Source organism: Geodermatophilus sp. URMC 62 (genome assembly GCF_052931475.1).
Genome location: NZ_JBRFHY010000001.1, coordinates 2231380 through 2246980, shown reverse-complemented (window position 1 = coordinate 2246980; position 15601 = coordinate 2231380). Strand labels below are relative to the sequence as shown.

The window sequence follows — 15601 nt, the reverse complement described above, 5'->3', positions numbered from 1 at the left end:
GGGCGCATGGGAGCCGTCGCCGTCCGCGCCACCCGCCCCGCCGCCGTCGTGCTCGCGCCGGTGCTGGCCGTCCAGGGCACCGGCGTCCGCCGGCGCACACCCGTGCTGCCCGAGGCGGCCGGGCCCCGCAGCGGCGTCGCCGCCGGCGACGGCCCGCCGCTGACCGTGGCGGTCGTCGGGGAGTCCCCGGCCGCCGGCGTGGGCGTCGCCACCCAGGACGACGCGCTGGCCGCGCGCTTCGCCGCCGCGCTGGCCGGCCGCAGCGGCCGGGAGGTGCGCTGGCGGCTGGCGGCCCGCACCGGGACGACGGCCGGGCGCGCGGTCCCCCGGCTGGTGCCGGCGCTGGCCGGGCCGGTCGCCGACGTCGTCCTGGTCCAGCTCGGGGTGAACGACACCCTGCGGCTGCGCGCGCGGGCGGCCTGGCGCCGCGACGTCACCGCGCTGCTCGACGCGCTGGCGCCGCTGGTCGCGCCGGACGGCGTCGTGGTCCTGGCCGGGCTGCCCGACCTGGCCGCCTTCCCGACGCTCCCGCAACCGCTGCGCGGGGTGCTCGGGTGGCACGCGCGGGCGCTGGACCGCGAGCTCGACCGCCTCGCCGCCCGGCGTCCCGGGGTCCGGCACGCCCCGGCGCCCCCGCTGTCCGGTGCCGACCACTTCGCCGCGGACGGCTTCCACCCGAACGCGGCCGCCGTCCGCGAGTGGGCGACCGCCCTGGCCGGGACCGCCCTGGCCGGCTGACCCGGCCCGCGGCGTCAGATGTTGGCGCCGTCCGGTGGCAGGCCGTCGGGGAGCGGCGCGGCGAAGCCGCTGCCGTCGGGCTGGGGCGCCGGCATGCCGACGGTGTAGGAGGTCATCGACAGGGAGCCGTAGGCGTAGCCGTCGACCAGCACCTCCGCCGCCGTCCCGGTGGCCTCGGCCATCCCGGCCACGTACAGCAGCGGCAGGAAGTGGTCGGGCGTCGGAACGGCCAGGTCGAAGTCGCGGTGGCCGTCCAGGCGCGCGATGCCCCCCGGGTCGGAGAGCATCAGCTCCTTGGCCCGCTCGTCGAAGCGCTGGGCCCAGTCGAAGCCGGCGTCGGGCATGGCCCGGCTGGCCCCGCCGAGGTTGTGCACCACGTTGCCGCTGCCGATGACCAGGACGCCGTCCTCGCGCAGCGGAGCGAGCGCCGCCCCCATCTGCAGGTGGTAGTCGGGGCTCTTGAGCGCGTTGATCGACAGCTGCGCGACCGGGATGTCGGCCTCGGGAAAGGCGTGCAGCAGCACCGACCAGGCGCCGTGGTCGATGCCCCAGCTGTCGAGGTCGGCGCCCACCCAGCTCGGGGAGACGACGTCGGCGACCTGCTCGTGCAGGTCCGGGAGGCCCGGGACGTCGTAGCTGACGTCGAACAGCTCGGGCGGGAAGCCGAAGAAGTCGTGGATGGTGCGCGGCCGGGGCATCGCGGTCACCGCCGTGGCGTGCACGTACCAGTGGGCCGAGACGACGAGGATCGCCCGCGGCCGCGGCACCGCCCGCCCGAAGGCCCGCCAGGCCTCGGTGTAGCGGTTGTGCTCGAGGGCGTTCATCGGGTTGCCGTGGCCGATGAAGGCGGCGGGCATGAGGGTCATGCGGCTCTCCTCGTCCGGCGGTCAGGGGGTGGACGGCGCCGTCCCGGATCCTCCCGCTCCGGGCCCGGTCGCGCGAGGCGTACCGGCCGGTCGGCCTGCGTCGCTCCGGCCGGTCAGCCTGCGTTGCTCGAGGGCGGCACCCGCCGCAGCAGGGGGGACAGCCACCGGGCGCCGGGGCCCTCCGTGCCGGCGACGTCCCCGGGGTTGGACAGCGCGCATGTCGTCAGCGACAGGCAGCCGCAGCCGATGCACGACGACAGCCCGTCGCGCAGCTGCTCGAGCGCCCGGATCTGCGCGTCGAGCCGGTCGCGCCAGCCCTGCGACAGGCGCGCCCAGTCGCGGGCCGAGGGCGTGCGCCCCTCCGGCAGGGTGTCCAGGGCGGCGCGGATCTCCGGCAGGGTCAGCCCGACGTTCTGCGCCGCGCGCACGAAGGCCAGCCGCCGCAGCACCGACCGCGGGAAGCGCCGCGCGCCCCCCGCCGTACGGGTGGCGGTGATCAGGCCCTGCGCCTCGTAGTGGCGCAGCGCCGAGGGCGCCAGCCCCGACCGGGCGGCCACCTCACCGATCGGCAACCCGTCCATCCCCGGCCCCCTTGACCTCAAGTGCACTTGAGGTCAGAGCCTACGGCCATGACCCCTCGCACCGCACTCCTCACCGGCGCCTCACGCGGCCTCGGGCGGGCCCTCGCCACCGCCTTGAGCGCACGCGGCTGGCGCCTGGTCGTCGACGGCCGGGACGGCGACCGGCTCGCCGCGGCCGTCGCCGGCCTGCCCTCCCCCGACCTGGTCACCACGATCGCCGGGGACGTCGCCGACCCCGCGCACCGCGCCGCGCTGGCTGCGGCCGCCGGCGACCGGCTCGACCTGCTGGTGAACAACGCCAGCGACCTCGGCCCCACGCCACTGCCCCCGCTGGCCGAGCTGCCGCCGGCCGCGCTCGAGCACGTGCTCACGGTCAACACCGTGGCGCCGCTCGCCCTGGTCCAGGCCGTGCTGCCGGCGCTGCAGGCGGCCGGCGGGGTCGTCGTCGACGTCAGCAGCGACGCCGCCGTCGAGGCCTATCCCGGCTGGGGCGGCTACGGCGCGAGCAAGGCCGCCCTGGACCAGCTCACCGCCGTCCTCGCCGCCGAGCTCCCGGAGCTGCGGGTGTACGCCGTCGACCCCGGCGACATGGCCACCGACATGCACCGCGCCGCCGCGCCCGAGGACGACGGCTTGCCGGAGCCGGAGACCGTCGTCCCCGCGTTCCTCCGGCTGCTCGACGACCCCCCGCCCAGCGGCCGGTACCGCGCGACCGCACTGCTCCCGGCCGGAGCAGCCCGGTGAGCACCTTCGTCCTCCCGCCCGGCCGCGAGGCTCCCGCGCCGCCGGAGCACCGCGGCCTGGCGCGCGACGGCGTCCGGCTCCTGGCCGTCCGCCCCGGCAGCCTCACCCACGCCCGCTTTCCCGACCTGCCCGACCTGCTCGACCCGGGCGACCTCGTGGTGGTCAACACCTCTGCCACGCTGCCCGCCCGCCTCGACGCCCGCCGCGCCGACGGGCAGCTGGTCCCGCTGCACGTGTCCACCCCGCTCGACGACGGCTCCTGGGTGGTCGAGGTCCGCCGTCCCGGCAACGACGGGCCCGAGACCGGCCTGGAGCCCGGGACGGAGCTCGCCCTGCCCGGCGGCGTCCGGCTGCGGCTGCGCACCGGCTTCCCCGACCCGGCGCGCCCGTCGCGGCTGTGGGAGGCCCGGCCCGAGCCCGCCGTCGCCCTCGTGCCCTACCTGGCCGAGCACGGGCAGCCGGTGCGCTACGGCTACCTGTCGGCGCCCGTGCGGCTCGACGAGGCGCAGAACGTGTACGCCACCGAACCCGGCAGCGCCGAGAACGCCAGCGCCGGGCGGCCGTTCACCGACCGGCTGCTCGTCCGGCTGGTGGCCCGCGGGATCCCGGTGGTCCCGCTGGTGCTGCACGCCGGCGTCTCCAGCCCGGAGCTGCACGAGCCGCCGGCACCCGAGCGCTACCGCGTCCCGGAGGTCACCGCGCGGCTGGTGACCGCCACCCGGGCCGCCGGGCAGCGGGTGGTCGCGGTGGGCACCACGGTCACCCGGGCGCTGGAGACCGTCACCGGGGACGACGGGGTCACCCGCCCCGGGCAGGGCTGGACCGACCTCGTGCTGGGCCCGGACCGGCCGGCCCGGGCGGTGACCGGGCTGGTCACCGGCCTGCACGCGCCCGAGGCCAGCCACCTGCTGCTGCTGGAGGCCGTCGCCGGGCCGGACCTGGTGGCCGCCGCCTACCGCGCCGCGGTGTCCGGCGGGTACCTGTGGCACGAGTACGGCGACTCGATGCTGTTCCTGCCGTGAGGCCCGCGGCCCGGTGGCGGCGGGCGTCCCGAGCGGGAGGGCGCCGTCGACCCGCTCGACGAGCTGGCGCGACTGGCCGGGACCGACGGCGTGCACGTCGTCGGCCGGATGGTGCAGGCGCGAGCACCCCGACCCGGCGACCTACCTCGGCTCGGGCGAGGTCGGCGAGCTGGCCGGCCTGGTCGCCGACCGCGGAGCCGCGCTGGTCATCGCCGACGGCGACCTCTCGCCCGCGCACTGCGCGTGGTCGACGCCTCGGCACCCGACGCCGTGAGCCAGGTGACGGCGGTGCACGGCGTCCTGTACGGGATCGGCGCGCGCGACCGCCCCGAGCTGCTGGCCCTCGACAAGACCGACGTCGCACCGGCGGAGCGGGTCGCCGCGCTGTGCGCCGCCCACCCGACCGCGGTGCCGGTCTCGGCGGTCACCGGCGAGGGCGTCGAGGACCTGCGCGCCGCGATCGGTCGCGCGCTGGCCCGCTGAGCCGGCCCGCCGTCACCACAGGCCGGCGGCGTCCTCCAGCAGGACCTGCCGGTGCGCGGGCGGCCGGCCCGGGCAGGCCGTGCACATCGGCTCGTGCGGCAGCCGGTACAGCAGGCAGCAGGAGGCTCGGCGCACGAACCGGACGCCGGCGACGTCGGTGTAGCGCGGCGCCGGCAGCGGGGCACCCACGGCCGCGGCCACCGGGCCGGCCAGCGCGGTGACGGCGTCCACCGCGCGCAGGGCGCGCCCCACCGCCAGCAGCCGCCCCGCCAGCGAGTCGGTGGCCACCGCCCACAGCGGCCGCTCGCGCACACCGCCCGCGCCGGCCACCGCGGCGACCGCCGCACCGAGCGCCTCCCGCAGCTCCCCCGCCGGGTCCGGGCCCGCCGGCGCCGCGGACACCCCGGCCACCAGCGGTCCGCCGGGCAGCTCGTACAGGGTCGTGTCGGCCAGCCGTGCCGACAGCGGCCGGCCGGTGGCCAGCCCGGCCGTCACCGGCGTCAGCAGCACCGCCGACGCCGAGTACCACCAGACCGTGGCCAGCACGCGGCGGTCGTCGCTCTCGTACCGGCGGCCGAGCGCGGCCACGCGCTGCGCCGTCCACGCGGGGTCGGCGAGCAGCGTGGCCGGCAGGGCCCGGGCCGACGGCGGCGGCAGCAGCCCCAGGCCGGCGGCACCGGGCACCCGGGCCGCCACGAGCGCCTGGGGTCCGCCGTCCACCGGCCCAGTCTGCGCACCGCCGCGGCGATGTCGCGGCTGGGCTCTCCGCGCAACCGGGTTGGGCCCTACGGTGTGTGTCGTGGACCACGCCGTCCGAATCCCGGGCGGCGCGCCACCCCGATACGGAGGGAGCCCCCACGTGAGCGAGACGAGCGGGCCTGAGGGTCGCCGCTTCCCGGCGCCGGAGCAGCTGACCGCCCAGGCGAACGTCGGTCCCGACGTCTACGAGCGCGCGGCGCAGGACCGGCTGGGCTTCTGGGCGGAGCAGGCCGAGCGGCTGACCTGGGCGCAGAAGTGGGACGAGGTCCTGGACTGGACCAACCCGCCCTTCGCGAAGTGGTTCGTCGGCGGGAAGCTCAACGTCGCCTACAACTGCGTCGACCGGCACGTCGAGGACGGCCACGGCGAGCAGGTCGCCTACCACTGGGAGGGCGAGCCGGGCGACACCCGCACCATCACCTACGCCCAGCTCAAGGACGACGTCTGCCGCGCCGCCAACGCCCTGCTCGAGCTCGGCGCGCAGACCGGCGACCGGGTGGCCATCTACATGCCGATGATCCCCGAGGCGGTCGTGGCGATGCTGGCCTGCGCCCGCATCGGCGCCGTCCACATGGTGGTCTTCGGCGGCTTCTCCGCCGACGCGCTGGCCAGCCGGATCACCGACTCCGGCGCCGTCCTGGTCATCACCTCCGACGGCGGCTACCGGCGCGGGGCGCCCAGCGCGCTCAAGCCCGCGGTCGACGACGCGGTCGGCCGCACCGGGAGCGTCCGCAACGTGCTGGTGGTCCGGCGCACCGAGCAGGACGTCGAGTGGACCGAGGGCCGCGACCTGTGGTGGCACGACGTCGTCGACCGGCAGTCGACCGAGCACACGCCCGAGGCGTTCGACGCCGAGCACCCGCTCTACATCATGTACACGTCGGGGACGACGGCCTCGCCCAAGGGGATCCTGCACACCTCCGGCGGCTACCTCACCCAGGTCGCGTACTCGCACTGGGCGTCCTTCGACCTCAAGGCCGACAGCGACGTCTTCTGGACCTCGGCCGACATCGGCTGGGTCACCGGCCACAGCTACATCGTCTACGGGCCGCTGGCCAACCGGGCCACCTCGATCATGTACGAGGGGACGCCGGAGACCCCGCACCGCGGCCGCTGGTTCGAGCTCATCGAGAAGTACAAGGTCACGATCCTCTACACCGCGCCCACGGTGATCCGGACCTTCATGAAGTGGGGCGAGGACATCCCGGCGAACTTCGACCTGTCCTCGCTGCGGGTCCTCGGCTCGGTCGGTGAGCCGATCAACCCCGAGGCGTGGCTGTGGTACCACGAGCACATCGGCGGCGGCCGCTGCCCGATCGTGGACACCTGGTGGCAGACCGAGACCGGCGCGCACATGATCAACCCGCTGCCCGGGGTGACGAGCCTCAAGCCCGGCTCGGCGCAGACGCCCTTCCCCGGCACCTCGGTCAAGGTCGTCGACGACGAGGGCAACGAGCTCGGCGACGACACCACCGGTCTGCTGGTGCTCACCGAGCCGTGGCCGTCGATGCTGCGCACCATCTGGGGCGACGACGACCGCTACGTCGACACCTACTGGTCGCGGTTCGGCAAGGAGGTCTACTTCGCCGGGGACGGCGCCAAGAAGGACGCCGACGGCGACATCTGGCTGCTCGGCCGCGTGGACGACGTCATGAACGTCTCCGGGCACCGCATCTCCACCACCGAGGTCGAGTCCTCGCTGGTCGCGCACCCGACGGTCGCCGAGGCCGCGGTCGTGGGCGCCAGCGACCCGACCACCGGGCAGGGCATCGTCGCCTTCGTCATCCTCCGCGGCAACGCCGAGGACTCCGGCGACGAGCTGGTGCAGCAGCTGCGGACCCACGTGGCCAAGGACATCGGCCCGATCGCCAAGCCGCGCCAGATCATGGTCGTGCAGGAGCTGCCCAAGACCCGCTCGGGCAAGATCATGCGCCGCCTGCTGCGGGACATCGCCGAGAACCGCGAGCTCGGCGACGTCACGACCCTCACCGACTCGTCGGTGATGAACCTCATCAAGGACAAGCTGCCGGCCAACTCCTCCTCGGAGGACTGAACCAAGGACCCCTGCAGGGGCCGTCCCCCGGGCGCCCGGCGTCCTCCGCGCAGCTCGCGCGGGGGACGCCGGGGCGCGGGCGCGGCGGTCATGAGGGACGATCACGGGAGGCCGCCTCCGGGCGGCGTCTGCCGAGCCCGACCTGGGAGGAGCCCCCGTGGCCCACAGCGTGTCGTCCACCTCGTCGGCCGGGCGGTCCGCCGGCACCGACGACCCGAGCGTCGGGGCACTGGTGCAGAGCGCCATGGCCGACGTCTCCACGCTCATCCGCTCGGAGATCGAGCTGGCCAAGGCCGAGATCAGCCGCTCGGCGAAGAAGGCCGGGGTCAGCGTCGGCCTGTTCGCCGTGGCCGGCGTCCTGCTCGCCTTCGCCGGCATCTACCTGTTCGTCACGCTGGCGGAGTTCCTGACCTGGCTGGGGCTGCCCCGCTGGGTGTCCTACCTGATCGTCACCGTCCTCCTGCTGGTCGTCGCGGGCATCGCCGGGCTGATCGGGCTGCGGATGGTCAAGAAGATCGACAAGCCCGAGCGGACGATGGAGTCGCTGCGCGAGCTGCCCGAGGTCATGCACCGCGAGGCGCCCGGTCAGCGTCGCCGCGCCCTGCCGACCGTGAACAACGGCCGCGTCGAGCGGCGCGACCCCGACACGTACCTGGTCTGAGCGCCGGGACCGCCCGGCCGGCGCCCACCGGCCGGGGCGGGCGCGGTCCGGCGACCGTCCCCGCCGACGAGCGGCCCGACGCCACCAGCGTCCTGCTGCCCGGCCCCTGGGTGCACCGCGACGCCTCGGCCAACGGCGTCCGGCTGCACCTGGCCGAGGCCGGCGAGGGCCCGCTGGTGCTGCTCCTGCACGGCTTCCCGCAGTTCTGGTGGACCTGGCGTGCGCAGCTGCCCGCCCTGGCCGAGGCCGGGTTCCGTGCCGTCGCGCCCGACCTGCGCGGTTACGGCGCCAGCGACAAGCCGCCGCGCGGCTACGACCTGCCGACCGCGGCCAGCGACGCCGCGGCGCTGGTCCGCGCCCTCGGTGAGCGCGACGCCGTCGTCGTCGGGCACGACTGGGGCGGCCTGGTCGCCTGGACGATGGCCGCGCTGCACCCGCGCAGCGTGCGCCGTCTCGTCGTCCTCTCGATGGCGCACCCCCGGCTGCTGCGCGCCGGGCTGGCCGACCGCGAGCAGCGCCACGCGCTGCGGCACGTCGTCGGCTTCCAGGTCCCGCGGCTGCCCGAGCGGCGGCTGACCCGCGCCGACGACGACCCGGTCGCCGACTTCCTGCGCCGCTGGACCGGGCAGGCGTGGACGCACACCGCCGACTTCGCCGAGGCGGTCGAGCGCTACCGGTCGGCGGCGCGGATCCCGCAGGCCGCCTACGGGTCGATGGAGTACTTCCGCTGGGCCGGCCGCTCGCAGCTGCGTCCCGACGGGCTGCGCTACGCCCGCCGCATGTCCGCCCCGGTCACCGCACCCACCCTGCAGCTGCACGGCACCGCCGACCCCCTCGTGCTGCCCGGCACCGCCCGCGGCTCGGGCCGCTACGTCGCCGGGGCCTACGAGTGGCGGGAGCTGCCCGGCATCGGCCACTTCCCGCCCGAGGAGGCCGCCGCCGAGGTCAGCGCGGCGATCACCGCCTGGGCGGCCGCCTGAGGAAGGACCCCCTTGCCCCCACCGCTCGCACGCTCGCGGCGGGCCCCTGCACGGGGGCTGTCATTCGCAGGCGCCGGTGTCGACCGGTGCGGTGCTCGCCGCGCCCTCGCGGGCCGCGGGGGCGACCTGCTCGGCGGTCAGCGCGTAGCCGGTGGACGGGTCGTCGATGGCCGAGGCGAACACGACGCCGAGGACCTGGCCGCCGGGGTCGAACAGCGGCCCGCCGGAGTTGCCCGCCCGCACCTCGCCGTAGAGCGCGTACACCTCGCGCTCGACGGTGCGGGCGTTGCGGAAGTCGGGTCCGCTGATCTCGCCGCGGTCGCGCACCCGGGCCGGGCCGACGAACAGGTCCCCGCCACCCGGGTAGCCCATGATGATCGCGTCGTCGCCGGTGCCCGCGGGCTGCCCGACGAACTGCAGCGGCACCTGCGGCAGGCCCGGGACGGCGAGCACCGCGACGTCGACCTCCTCGTCGACGTAGACCGGTGTCGCGGGGTACTCCTGCCCCTCGGCCAGGACCACCGGGTCGGTGACGCCGGCCAGCACGTGCGCGTTGGTCATCACCCGGTCGTCGGCGTAGACGAAACCCGACCCGTCGATCTGCCGGGAGCACGACGGCGCGACCCCGCGGATCTTCACCACCGAGCCGGTCACCCGGCCGACGACGGGGCTGTTCAGCAGCGCCTGGTCCGGCACCGGGACGTCGCGCACCTGGGTGGGGGTGAGCGGGTCGAGGACGTCGGGCAGGCCGCGCCGGTTGATCGCCTCGCGCAGCGAGTCGTAGACCGCCCGCACGCTGTCGGGGACCACCCGGTCGACCACCTGCACCAGCGCCGACTGGCGCACCTGGCCGGCGACCTGCGGGAAGGGTGCGCTGGCCAGCGGGGTGGCCACCATCCACGCCACGAGCAGGACGGCCACCGCCGAGACGACGGCGCCGGCCACCGAGTCCAGCACCTCGGCCGGCTGCCAGGTGACCCGCCGGCGCACCGCCCGCCCGACCGCGCCGGCCAGCACCTGCCCGAGCAGCGCCCCGGCGAGCACGACGACCAGCGCGGCGAACACGCGCGTGACCGCCGAGCCGTCGAGGCGGTCGGCGACCGGGCCCGACAGCTGCGCGCCGAGCACCGCCCCGCCGAGGAAGCCGAGGAAGGAGGTGGCCGAGACCACCAGGCCCTGGCGGTACCCGGAGAAGGCGAAGGCCAGGGCGAGGAGGACGAGGACGAGGTCCACCAGCGACACGGTTCAGCCCGAGACCGTCATGACGCCGGACTGGCCGAGCTGCGCGTGGAAGGTGCAGTCGAAGGGGTGGTCCCCGCTCGCGGTGACCTCGAACTCGATGGTGCGGCTCTCCCCCGGCGCGAGGATGGGGATCTCCTCGGCGATCTCCTCCGGGCCGGCCCCGGGGCGGAAGCGGAAGTTGTGGGTCATCTGCTCGGCCGTGCTGGTCACCGTCAGCCGGACCCGGCCCGGGGCGACGGTGAAGGCGTCGGGCACGAACACGTAGTCGTCGGGGGTCTCGATGGTGACCTCCTGGACGCCGTCGGGCGCGGTGGTCACCGTGCCCGCCGACGGGTCCGACGGCTGCGCCGAGGCACCGGCCCCGCCGCCCGTGCCGCCGTCCGCGCCGCCGCCCGTGCCGCAGCCGGCCAGCAGGCCGGCGGTCAGCAGCACCCCGCCCAGCAGTGCCGGGACGCGCCCGGCCCGTCCCCTCGTCCCCCTCATCGCGGGGGAACCGTACGCGCCGGACCCCCGTCGGGTGCGGGGTCGGCGACCATCGGCGCGGCGGCGTCCTCGTCCCCGCCCTCGTCCAGGGAGCCCGGCGCCGCCGCCGGCTGCGTCCCGGTGACCTCCAGCGGGCGCACGTCGCCGGCGTCCCACGGCCGCGCCAGCCCGGCGGCCTCGAGCACCGCGTCGAGCAGCCCGGCGGTGAAGCCCCAGACGACCATGCCGGCCACCCCGAACGCCGGGCCGACGTAGCCCGAGGGGTGCCGCACGCGGAACCGGTTGGCCGGGTCGGTGAGCTCGGCCAGCGGCACCCGGGCCACCCGGGCCACCTCGCGCGGGTCGCCGACGACCGCCTCGGTCGGGTCGTCCCACCACGCGACGACGGGGACGACGAGGTTGTCCGACGGGCCGAGGAACAGCTCCGGCAGGGTGGCCAGCACGCGGACGCCGGCCGGGTCGACGCCGGCCTCCTCCTGCGCCTCGCGCAGCGCGGTGGCCACCGGGTAGTCCTCGCCCGGGTCGGCGCCGCCGCCGGGGAAGGCCGGCTGCCCGGCGTGCGTGCGCAGCCGCGGCGACTTCTCGATGAGCAGGACGTCGGCGCCGCGCGGGCCCTCGCCGAACAGGACGAGCACCGCCGAGCGGCGCGCGGTGGCGCTGGGACGCGGCATGCGGTGGCGCAGCGGCAGGTCGGGGCCGGACTCGAGCAGCCGGCGCACGTGGGCGGGCAGGCCGGTGAGGTCGGCGCCGGGCAGGACGCCGGTCACAGCTGCACCCCGAGGTGCTCGGCGACCAGGGCGCGCAGCTCGTCGACCGACGTGACGGGCCCGACCTGGGTGAACACCAGGGCGCCGTCGGCGTCGACGAGGTAGGTGAAGGGCAGGACGTTGACCCCCAGCGCGTCCATCAGCTCGCCGTCGCGGTCGTAGGCGCTGGGGAAGGTGACCCCGGCGTCGCCGGCGAAGGAGTCGGCCTGCGGGACGCCGTCCTTGCTGATGACGCCGACCACGTCCACCCGGCCGGCCGCGGCGTCGGCGAACTGCTGTACCAGCGGCAGCTCCTCGCGGCAGGGGCCGCACCAGCTGGCCCACAGGTTGACCACCGTCGGCACCCCGGGCGCGCGGCCCAGGTCGAGGGTGCCGCCGCCGGGACAGGGCAGGGACACCGCCGGCAGGGTCGCGGCGCCGCTCGCCGGCTCGTCGGGCTGCTCGGGGCAGGCCTGCAGCGGCGTGCTGAAGGTGGTCGGCGCGGCGGCCGGCGGGCTGCCGCCGTCGCCGGCCGTCGACGCCGTGCAGGACGACAGCAGCGCACCGGCCAGGAGGGGCACTGCGGCCGCCCGTCCCCGGGCGCTCACTCGGTGTCCGACGCGGCGGGCGTCGTGACCAGCTTCGCGGCCACCTCGGGGTCGGTGGGGCCGATGCCGAACGACGGGCACCAGCGCGCCAGCCCGCAGGCCCCGCACGCGGCCTTCTTCGCGTGGCAGACGCGCCGGCCGTGGAAGATCACGCGGTGGCTGAACATCGTCCAGTCGCGCTTGGGGACCAGCTCGGCGACCTCGGCCTCCACCTTGACCGGGTCCTCCTCGGCGGTCCAGCCGAAGCGGCGGACCAGCCGGCCGAAGTGGGTGTCGACGGTCAGCCCGGGGACGCCGAAGGCGTTGCCCAGGACGACGTTGGCCGTCTTGCGGCCCACCCCCGGCAGCGTGACCAGGTCGGCCATCCGGCCGGGCACCTCGCCGTCGAACCGCTCGACCAGCGCCCGGCCCAGGCCGATCACGGAGCTCGCCTTGGCGCGGAAGAACCCGGTGGGCCGGAGGATCTCCTCGAGCTCGGCGCGGTCCGCGCCGGCGTAGGCGGCCGCGTCCGGGTAGCGGGCGAACAGCCGCGGGGTGACCTTGTTCACGGTCTTGTCGGTGGTCTGCGCCGAGAGCACGGTGGCGACCAGCAGCTCCAGCGGCGTGGTGAAGTCCAGCTCGCAGTGCGCGTCGGGGTGGAGCACGGCCAGCTCGCGCGCCATCCGGCGGGCGCGGCGGGTGCGGGCCAGCGGCGTCTCGTCGGGGTCGAACGGCGTGGCGGCCGGGCGGCGGGCGGGAGCGCGGCGCCCCGCGGGGCGCGTTGGAGGCTGCACGGGGGCCGGCGAGGACACGCGGTCGAGGGTAGGCGGCGCCAGCGACACCGCCGGTCACGTGCCACCATGGCCGTACAGGGGTCCGTGCAGAGCCGGCCCGCTGCGACCGGACCGGAGGTGGACGTGGTCGCGCTCATCGTCATCCTCTTCCCGCCCATGGTCATCGCCTTCCTGCTGATCATGGAGCGCGTGGAGGAGCCGCTGCGCCGGCCGACCTCGCCGCGCGAGGTGGCCGAGTTCCTCCAGTCCGCGACGCCGGGCGAGGTCGACACGCTGGCCGCCTCGGGCATCCGCCGGGCCATGGCCCGCTGGCGCCGGCGGCGCCGCTCGCGCGTGCGCCGCGGCACCGAGCCGCTGGTCTGACGAAGGACCCTCCTGCCCCCCACCACTCGCTCCGCTCGCGGCGGGCCGCTGCAGGAGCGCCCTGCTCACCCGCTGCGAGCTCGGGCAGGCCCCCACCGCAGGGGGGCCGGCTCACCCCGCCGGGGTGTCCTCCGCCGGACCGGACGGGTGACGGCGGGCACAGCCCCCTAGACTCGCCGTGGACGCGGGTGCCGTCGGCCCCGCAGGTCGAGCGTGAGTGACGAGGTGGAGAGACGCGTGGTGGACGAGGTGCTGGCCCAGTCCGGGATCTTCCAGGGGCTCTCGGAGGAGGCCGTCGGCCCGGTCGCCCACCGTCTGGAGACGATCACCCTGCCGCGCGGCCGGGTCGTCTTCAACGAGGGCGAGCCCGGCGACAGCCTCTACATCGTGCTCAGCGGCAAGATCAAGCTGTCCCGCCGCGCCCCCGACGGCCGGGAGAACGTGCTCGCCGTCATGGGCCCCTCCGACCAGTTCGGCGAGCTGTCGGTCTTCGACCCCGGGCCGCGCACGGCCAGCGCGACCGCGGTGACCGACGTCCGGCTGGCGAAGATGCCGCAGTCGGTGCTGCGCCCCTGGATCGAGGCCCACCCCGAGATCGGCGAGCAGCTGCTGCGGGTGCTGGCCCGCCGGCTGCGGCGCACCAACGACTCGGTGGCCGACCTGATCTTCACCGACGTCCCCGGCCGGGTGGCCAAGGCGCTGCTGCAGATGGCCGACCGCTTCGGCAGCCGCGAGGCCGACGGCCTGCGCGTCAAGCACGACCTCACCCAGGAGGAGCTGGCCCAGCTGGTGGGCGCCTCCCGCGAGACGGTGAACAAGGCGCTGGCCGACTTCGTGCACCGCGGCTGGATCCAGCTGCAGGGCAAGTCGGTCGTCGTCCTCGACGAGGACCGCCTGCGCCGCCGCGCGCGCTGACGGACCCCTCGCCCCTCGCAGGCTCGCGGCGGGCCCCTGCGGGGAGGCCGGACGGCTAGCTGGGGAGCGGCACGACCAGGCGGATGCGGGTGCCGTCGGGCAGGACCGCCCAGCGCCCGTCGGGGGTCTCCTCGAAGGTGGGGCTGATCGGTGACAGCGGCTCGGGCGGGCTGCCGGCCAGGGCCGCGGCGACGTCGGGGAACGCGGCGAGCTGACCGAGGGTGTGGACGGTCGGCGGCAGCATCGGCCGGGTGCCGGCCCGCATCTCGGCCAGCGCCGCCCCGGGGGTGAGCCAGCTAGCCTCGTCGGCCTCGCCGGAGACGTCGCGGGCCTCCTGCCCGTCCGGCAGCGCGGCGACGAAGAAGCGGGTGTCGTAGCGCCGCGTCTCCTGCGGCGGCGTCACCCAGTGCGCGAAGGGCCGCAGCAGGTCCGAGCGCAGCGCCAGCCCGCGGACGGCGAGCAGCTCGGCCAGCGACAGCTCCCGGGTGAGCAGCGCCTGCCGCTGCGCCTCCCACTCCTCGCCCGAGACGTCCGGGACGACGCCGGCCCCGTCGGGGGACCCGGCCAGCAGGACGCCGGCCTCCTCGAACGTCTCGCGGACGGCGGCGCACACCAGCTCCCGGGCACCGCGCTCGTCGCAGCCCAGCGACCCGGCCCAGACCGACGGGGGCGGCCCCGACCAGGCGACGTCGGTGTCGCCGTCGCGCGGGTCGACCCCGCCGCCGGGATAAGCGGTCATCCCGCCAGCGAACGGCATGCCCCGCGTGCGCCGCAGCAGGTGGACCTCCAGGCCGGCGTCCCCGTCGCGCAGGAGCAGGACCGTGGCCGCCGGGCGGATCGGCGTCACCGCAGCTCGACGGTCAGCTCGACCTCGACGGGGGCGCCCAGCGGCAGCTCGGCGACGCCGATGGCGCTCCGGGCGTGCCGGCCGGCCTCGCCGAACACCTTGCCGAGCAGCTCGCTGGCGCCGTTGACCACCCGCGGCTGCCCGGTGAAGCCCTCGGCGCTGGCGACGTAGCCGACCACCCGCACCACCCGGGCCACCGCGTCCAGGCCGACCAGCTCGTCGACGGCGGCCAGGGCGTTGAGCACGCACAGCTTGGCGTCGGCGGCGGCGTCCTCCGGGTCGACCGAGCCACCGACCTTGCCGGTGCGCCGCAGGCCGCCGTCGACGAAGGGGAGCTGGCCGGAGGTGAGGACCAGCTGGCCGCTGCGCACGGCCGGGACGTAGGAGGCTACCGGCGCCGCCACCGGGGGCAGCCGGATGCCGAGCTCGGCCAGCCGGGACTTCCAGCTCTGCACCGGGGCGCCCGGCGCCTGCGTCATCGCCGGGCCCTCAGTCGACGGGGCGCTTGAGGTAGGCGACCGGCTGCCCGGCGCCGTTCGGACCCGGCAGGACGGTGACCAGCTCCCAGCCGTCGACACCCCAGGAGTCGAGGATCGCCTTGGTGTTGTGGATCAGCAGCGGGATGGTCGCGTACTCCCAGCGGCGACGGGCCGGTTCGCTCATGGGGGACGACGCTAGCGCAGGTCCACGGCCCCGTCCCGGGCCCCGCCGTGACCTTGCAGACGGTGAGGGGCAGG

21 protein-coding genes are annotated in these 15601 nt (G+C 76.4%); 10 read left to right on the top strand and 11 right to left on the bottom strand.

What is annotated here, in order from left to right:
* Positions 1-6 precede the first annotated feature (6 nt).
* Positions 7-738 (top strand): SGNH/GDSL hydrolase family protein, encoded by a 732-nt coding sequence (locus tag ACU616_RS10770; RefSeq protein WP_446758453.1) that lies wholly within the window; start codon positions 7-9, stop codon positions 736-738.
* 14 nt (positions 739-752) lie between these two features.
* Here ACU616_RS10770 and ygiD read toward each other — a convergent pair whose 3' ends face one another.
* Both ygiD and soxR read right to left on the bottom strand, forming a co-directional pair.
* Positions 753-1604 (bottom strand): 4,5-DOPA-extradiol-dioxygenase, encoded by an 852-nt coding sequence (ygiD, locus tag ACU616_RS10765; protein WP_446758452.1) that lies wholly within the window; start codon positions 1602-1604, stop codon positions 753-755.
* A gap of 113 nt (positions 1605-1717) precedes the next feature.
* Complete coding sequence (soxR, locus tag ACU616_RS10760; protein WP_446758451.1) at positions 1718-2185, bottom strand: redox-sensitive transcriptional activator SoxR; 468 nt, start codon at positions 2183-2185, stop codon at positions 1718-1720.
* Positions 2186-2233: 48 nt separating this feature from the next.
* On the opposite strand from soxR, the gene ACU616_RS10755 reads away from it, so the two are divergent.
* The 4 genes from ACU616_RS10755 to ACU616_RS10740 are packed head-to-tail and all read left to right on the top strand — an operon-like array spanning position 2234 to position 4434.
* Positions 2234-2929, top strand: coding sequence for an SDR family NAD(P)-dependent oxidoreductase (locus tag ACU616_RS10755; protein WP_446758450.1), 696 nt, complete (start codon positions 2234-2236; stop codon positions 2927-2929).
* Positions 2926-3951 carry an S-adenosylmethionine:tRNA ribosyltransferase-isomerase gene (locus ACU616_RS10750; protein ID WP_446758449.1) on the top strand — a complete coding sequence of 342 codons (1026 nt, stop codon included), beginning with the start codon at positions 2926-2928 and terminating at the stop codon, positions 3949-3951. The genes ACU616_RS10755 and ACU616_RS10750 overlap by 4 nt, the downstream gene beginning before the upstream one ends.
* 13 nt (positions 3952-3964) lie before the next feature.
* On the top strand, positions 3965-4225 hold the full coding sequence (locus ACU616_RS10745) for an HflX-like GTP-binding protein (RefSeq protein ID WP_446758448.1): 261 nt from the start codon (positions 3965-3967) through the stop codon (positions 4223-4225).
* A gap of 14 nt (positions 4226-4239) precedes the next feature.
* Positions 4240-4434: a hypothetical protein gene (locus ACU616_RS10740; protein ID WP_446758447.1), complete on the top strand. Its 195-nt coding sequence runs from the start codon at positions 4240-4242 to the stop codon at positions 4432-4434.
* Between the two features lie 12 nt (positions 4435-4446).
* Here the strand turns inward: ACU616_RS10740 and ACU616_RS10735 are convergent, their stop codons facing one another.
* Entirely contained in the window at positions 4447-5154 is a 708-nt protein-coding gene (locus ACU616_RS10735) for a (2Fe-2S)-binding protein (protein ID WP_446758446.1), read from the bottom strand.
* A 139-nt stretch (positions 5155-5293) separates the two neighbouring features.
* Between ACU616_RS10735 and acs the strand changes: the two genes are divergently transcribed.
* The 3 genes from acs (at position 5294) to ACU616_RS10720 (ending at position 8887) form a co-directional block, all read left to right on the top strand.
* A complete protein-coding gene (gene acs / locus ACU616_RS10730) occupies positions 5294-7246 on the top strand; it encodes an acetate--CoA ligase (protein WP_446758445.1) in 1953 nt (650 codons plus the stop codon).
* Between the two features lie 157 nt (positions 7247-7403).
* Positions 7404-7907, top strand: a complete 504-nt coding sequence (locus ACU616_RS10725) for a phage holin family protein (protein ID WP_446758444.1) — start codon at positions 7404-7406, stop codon at positions 7905-7907.
* Positions 7908-8017: 110 nt separating this feature from the next.
* Positions 8018-8887 (top strand): alpha/beta fold hydrolase, encoded by an 870-nt coding sequence (locus ACU616_RS10720; protein WP_446758443.1) that lies wholly within the window; start codon positions 8018-8020, stop codon positions 8885-8887.
* Positions 8888-8947: 60 nt separating this feature from the next.
* Here the strand turns inward: ACU616_RS10720 and ACU616_RS10715 are convergent, their stop codons facing one another.
* From ACU616_RS10715 to nth, 5 genes are read right to left on the bottom strand one after another with little or no spacing between them, the layout of a single operon-like run.
* Entirely contained in the window at positions 8948-10129 is a 1182-nt protein-coding gene (locus tag ACU616_RS10715; protein ID WP_446758442.1) for a MarP family serine protease, read from the bottom strand.
* A gap of 3 nt (positions 10130-10132) precedes the next feature.
* Positions 10133-10612 (bottom strand): plastocyanin/azurin family copper-binding protein, encoded by a 480-nt coding sequence (locus ACU616_RS10710; protein WP_446758441.1) that lies wholly within the window; start codon positions 10610-10612, stop codon positions 10133-10135.
* A complete protein-coding gene (locus ACU616_RS10705; protein WP_446758440.1) occupies positions 10609-11379 on the bottom strand; it encodes an NUDIX hydrolase in 771 nt (256 codons plus the stop codon). The genes ACU616_RS10710 and ACU616_RS10705 overlap by 4 nt, the downstream gene beginning before the upstream one ends.
* Positions 11376-11966: a TlpA family protein disulfide reductase gene (locus tag ACU616_RS10700; RefSeq protein ID WP_446758439.1), complete on the bottom strand. Its 591-nt coding sequence runs from the start codon at positions 11964-11966 to the stop codon at positions 11376-11378. Before ACU616_RS10700 ends, ACU616_RS10705 begins: the two co-directional genes overlap by 4 nt.
* Positions 11963-12757: an endonuclease III gene (gene nth / locus ACU616_RS10695; RefSeq protein WP_446758438.1), complete on the bottom strand. Its 795-nt coding sequence runs from the start codon at positions 12755-12757 to the stop codon at positions 11963-11965. The genes ACU616_RS10700 and nth overlap by 4 nt, the downstream gene beginning before the upstream one ends.
* Before the next feature lie 105 nt (positions 12758-12862).
* Between nth and ACU616_RS10690 the strand changes: the two genes are divergently transcribed.
* On the top strand, positions 12863-13102 hold the full coding sequence (locus ACU616_RS10690; RefSeq protein ID WP_446758437.1) for a hypothetical protein: 240 nt from the start codon (positions 12863-12865) through the stop codon (positions 13100-13102).
* A 237-nt stretch (positions 13103-13339) separates the two neighbouring features.
* A complete protein-coding gene (locus ACU616_RS10685) occupies positions 13340-14017 on the top strand; it encodes a Crp/Fnr family transcriptional regulator (RefSeq protein WP_446758436.1) in 678 nt (225 codons plus the stop codon).
* 55 nt (positions 14018-14072) lie between these two features.
* On the opposite strand, the gene ACU616_RS10680 is transcribed toward ACU616_RS10685, so the two are convergent.
* From ACU616_RS10680 to ACU616_RS10670, 3 genes are read right to left on the bottom strand one after another with little or no spacing between them, the layout of a single operon-like run.
* Positions 14073-14864 carry an NUDIX hydrolase gene (locus tag ACU616_RS10680; protein WP_446758435.1) on the bottom strand — a complete coding sequence of 264 codons (792 nt, stop codon included), beginning with the start codon at positions 14862-14864 and terminating at the stop codon, positions 14073-14075.
* Positions 14861-15343, bottom strand: coding sequence for a RidA family protein (locus ACU616_RS10675; protein ID WP_446758434.1), 483 nt, complete (start codon positions 15341-15343; stop codon positions 14861-14863). The genes ACU616_RS10680 and ACU616_RS10675 overlap by 4 nt, the downstream gene beginning before the upstream one ends.
* Before the next feature lie 10 nt (positions 15344-15353).
* Positions 15354-15527, bottom strand: a complete 174-nt coding sequence (locus ACU616_RS10670; protein WP_204692708.1) for a hypothetical protein — start codon at positions 15525-15527, stop codon at positions 15354-15356.
* Positions 15528-15601: the final 74 nt, after the last annotated feature.

Bases quoted from the DNA above. Each gene is read 5' to 3' on its own strand.
- soxR (WP_446758451.1), bottom strand. From the start codon at position 2,185: ATGGACGGGTTGCCGATCGGTGAGGTGGCCGCCCGGTCGGGGCTGGCG.
- ACU616_RS10755 (WP_446758450.1), top strand. From the start codon at position 2,234: ATGACCCCTCGCACCGCACTCCTCACCGGCGCCTCACGCGGCCTCGGG.
- ACU616_RS10675 (WP_446758434.1), bottom strand. From the start codon at position 15,343: ATGACGCAGGCGCCGGGCGCCCCGGTGCAGAGCTGGAAGTCCCGGCTG.
- ygiD (WP_446758452.1), bottom strand. From the start codon at position 1,604: ATGACCCTCATGCCCGCCGCCTTCATCGGCCACGGCAACCCGATGAAC.
- ACU616_RS10770 (WP_446758453.1), top strand. From the start codon at position 7: ATGGGAGCCGTCGCCGTCCGCGCCACCCGCCCCGCCGCCGTCGTGCTC.
- ACU616_RS10670 (WP_204692708.1), bottom strand. From the start codon at position 15,527: ATGAGCGAACCGGCCCGTCGCCGCTGGGAGTACGCGACCATCCCGCTG.
- ACU616_RS10710 (WP_446758441.1), bottom strand. From the start codon at position 10,612: ATGAGGGGGACGAGGGGACGGGCCGGGCGCGTCCCGGCACTGCTGGGC.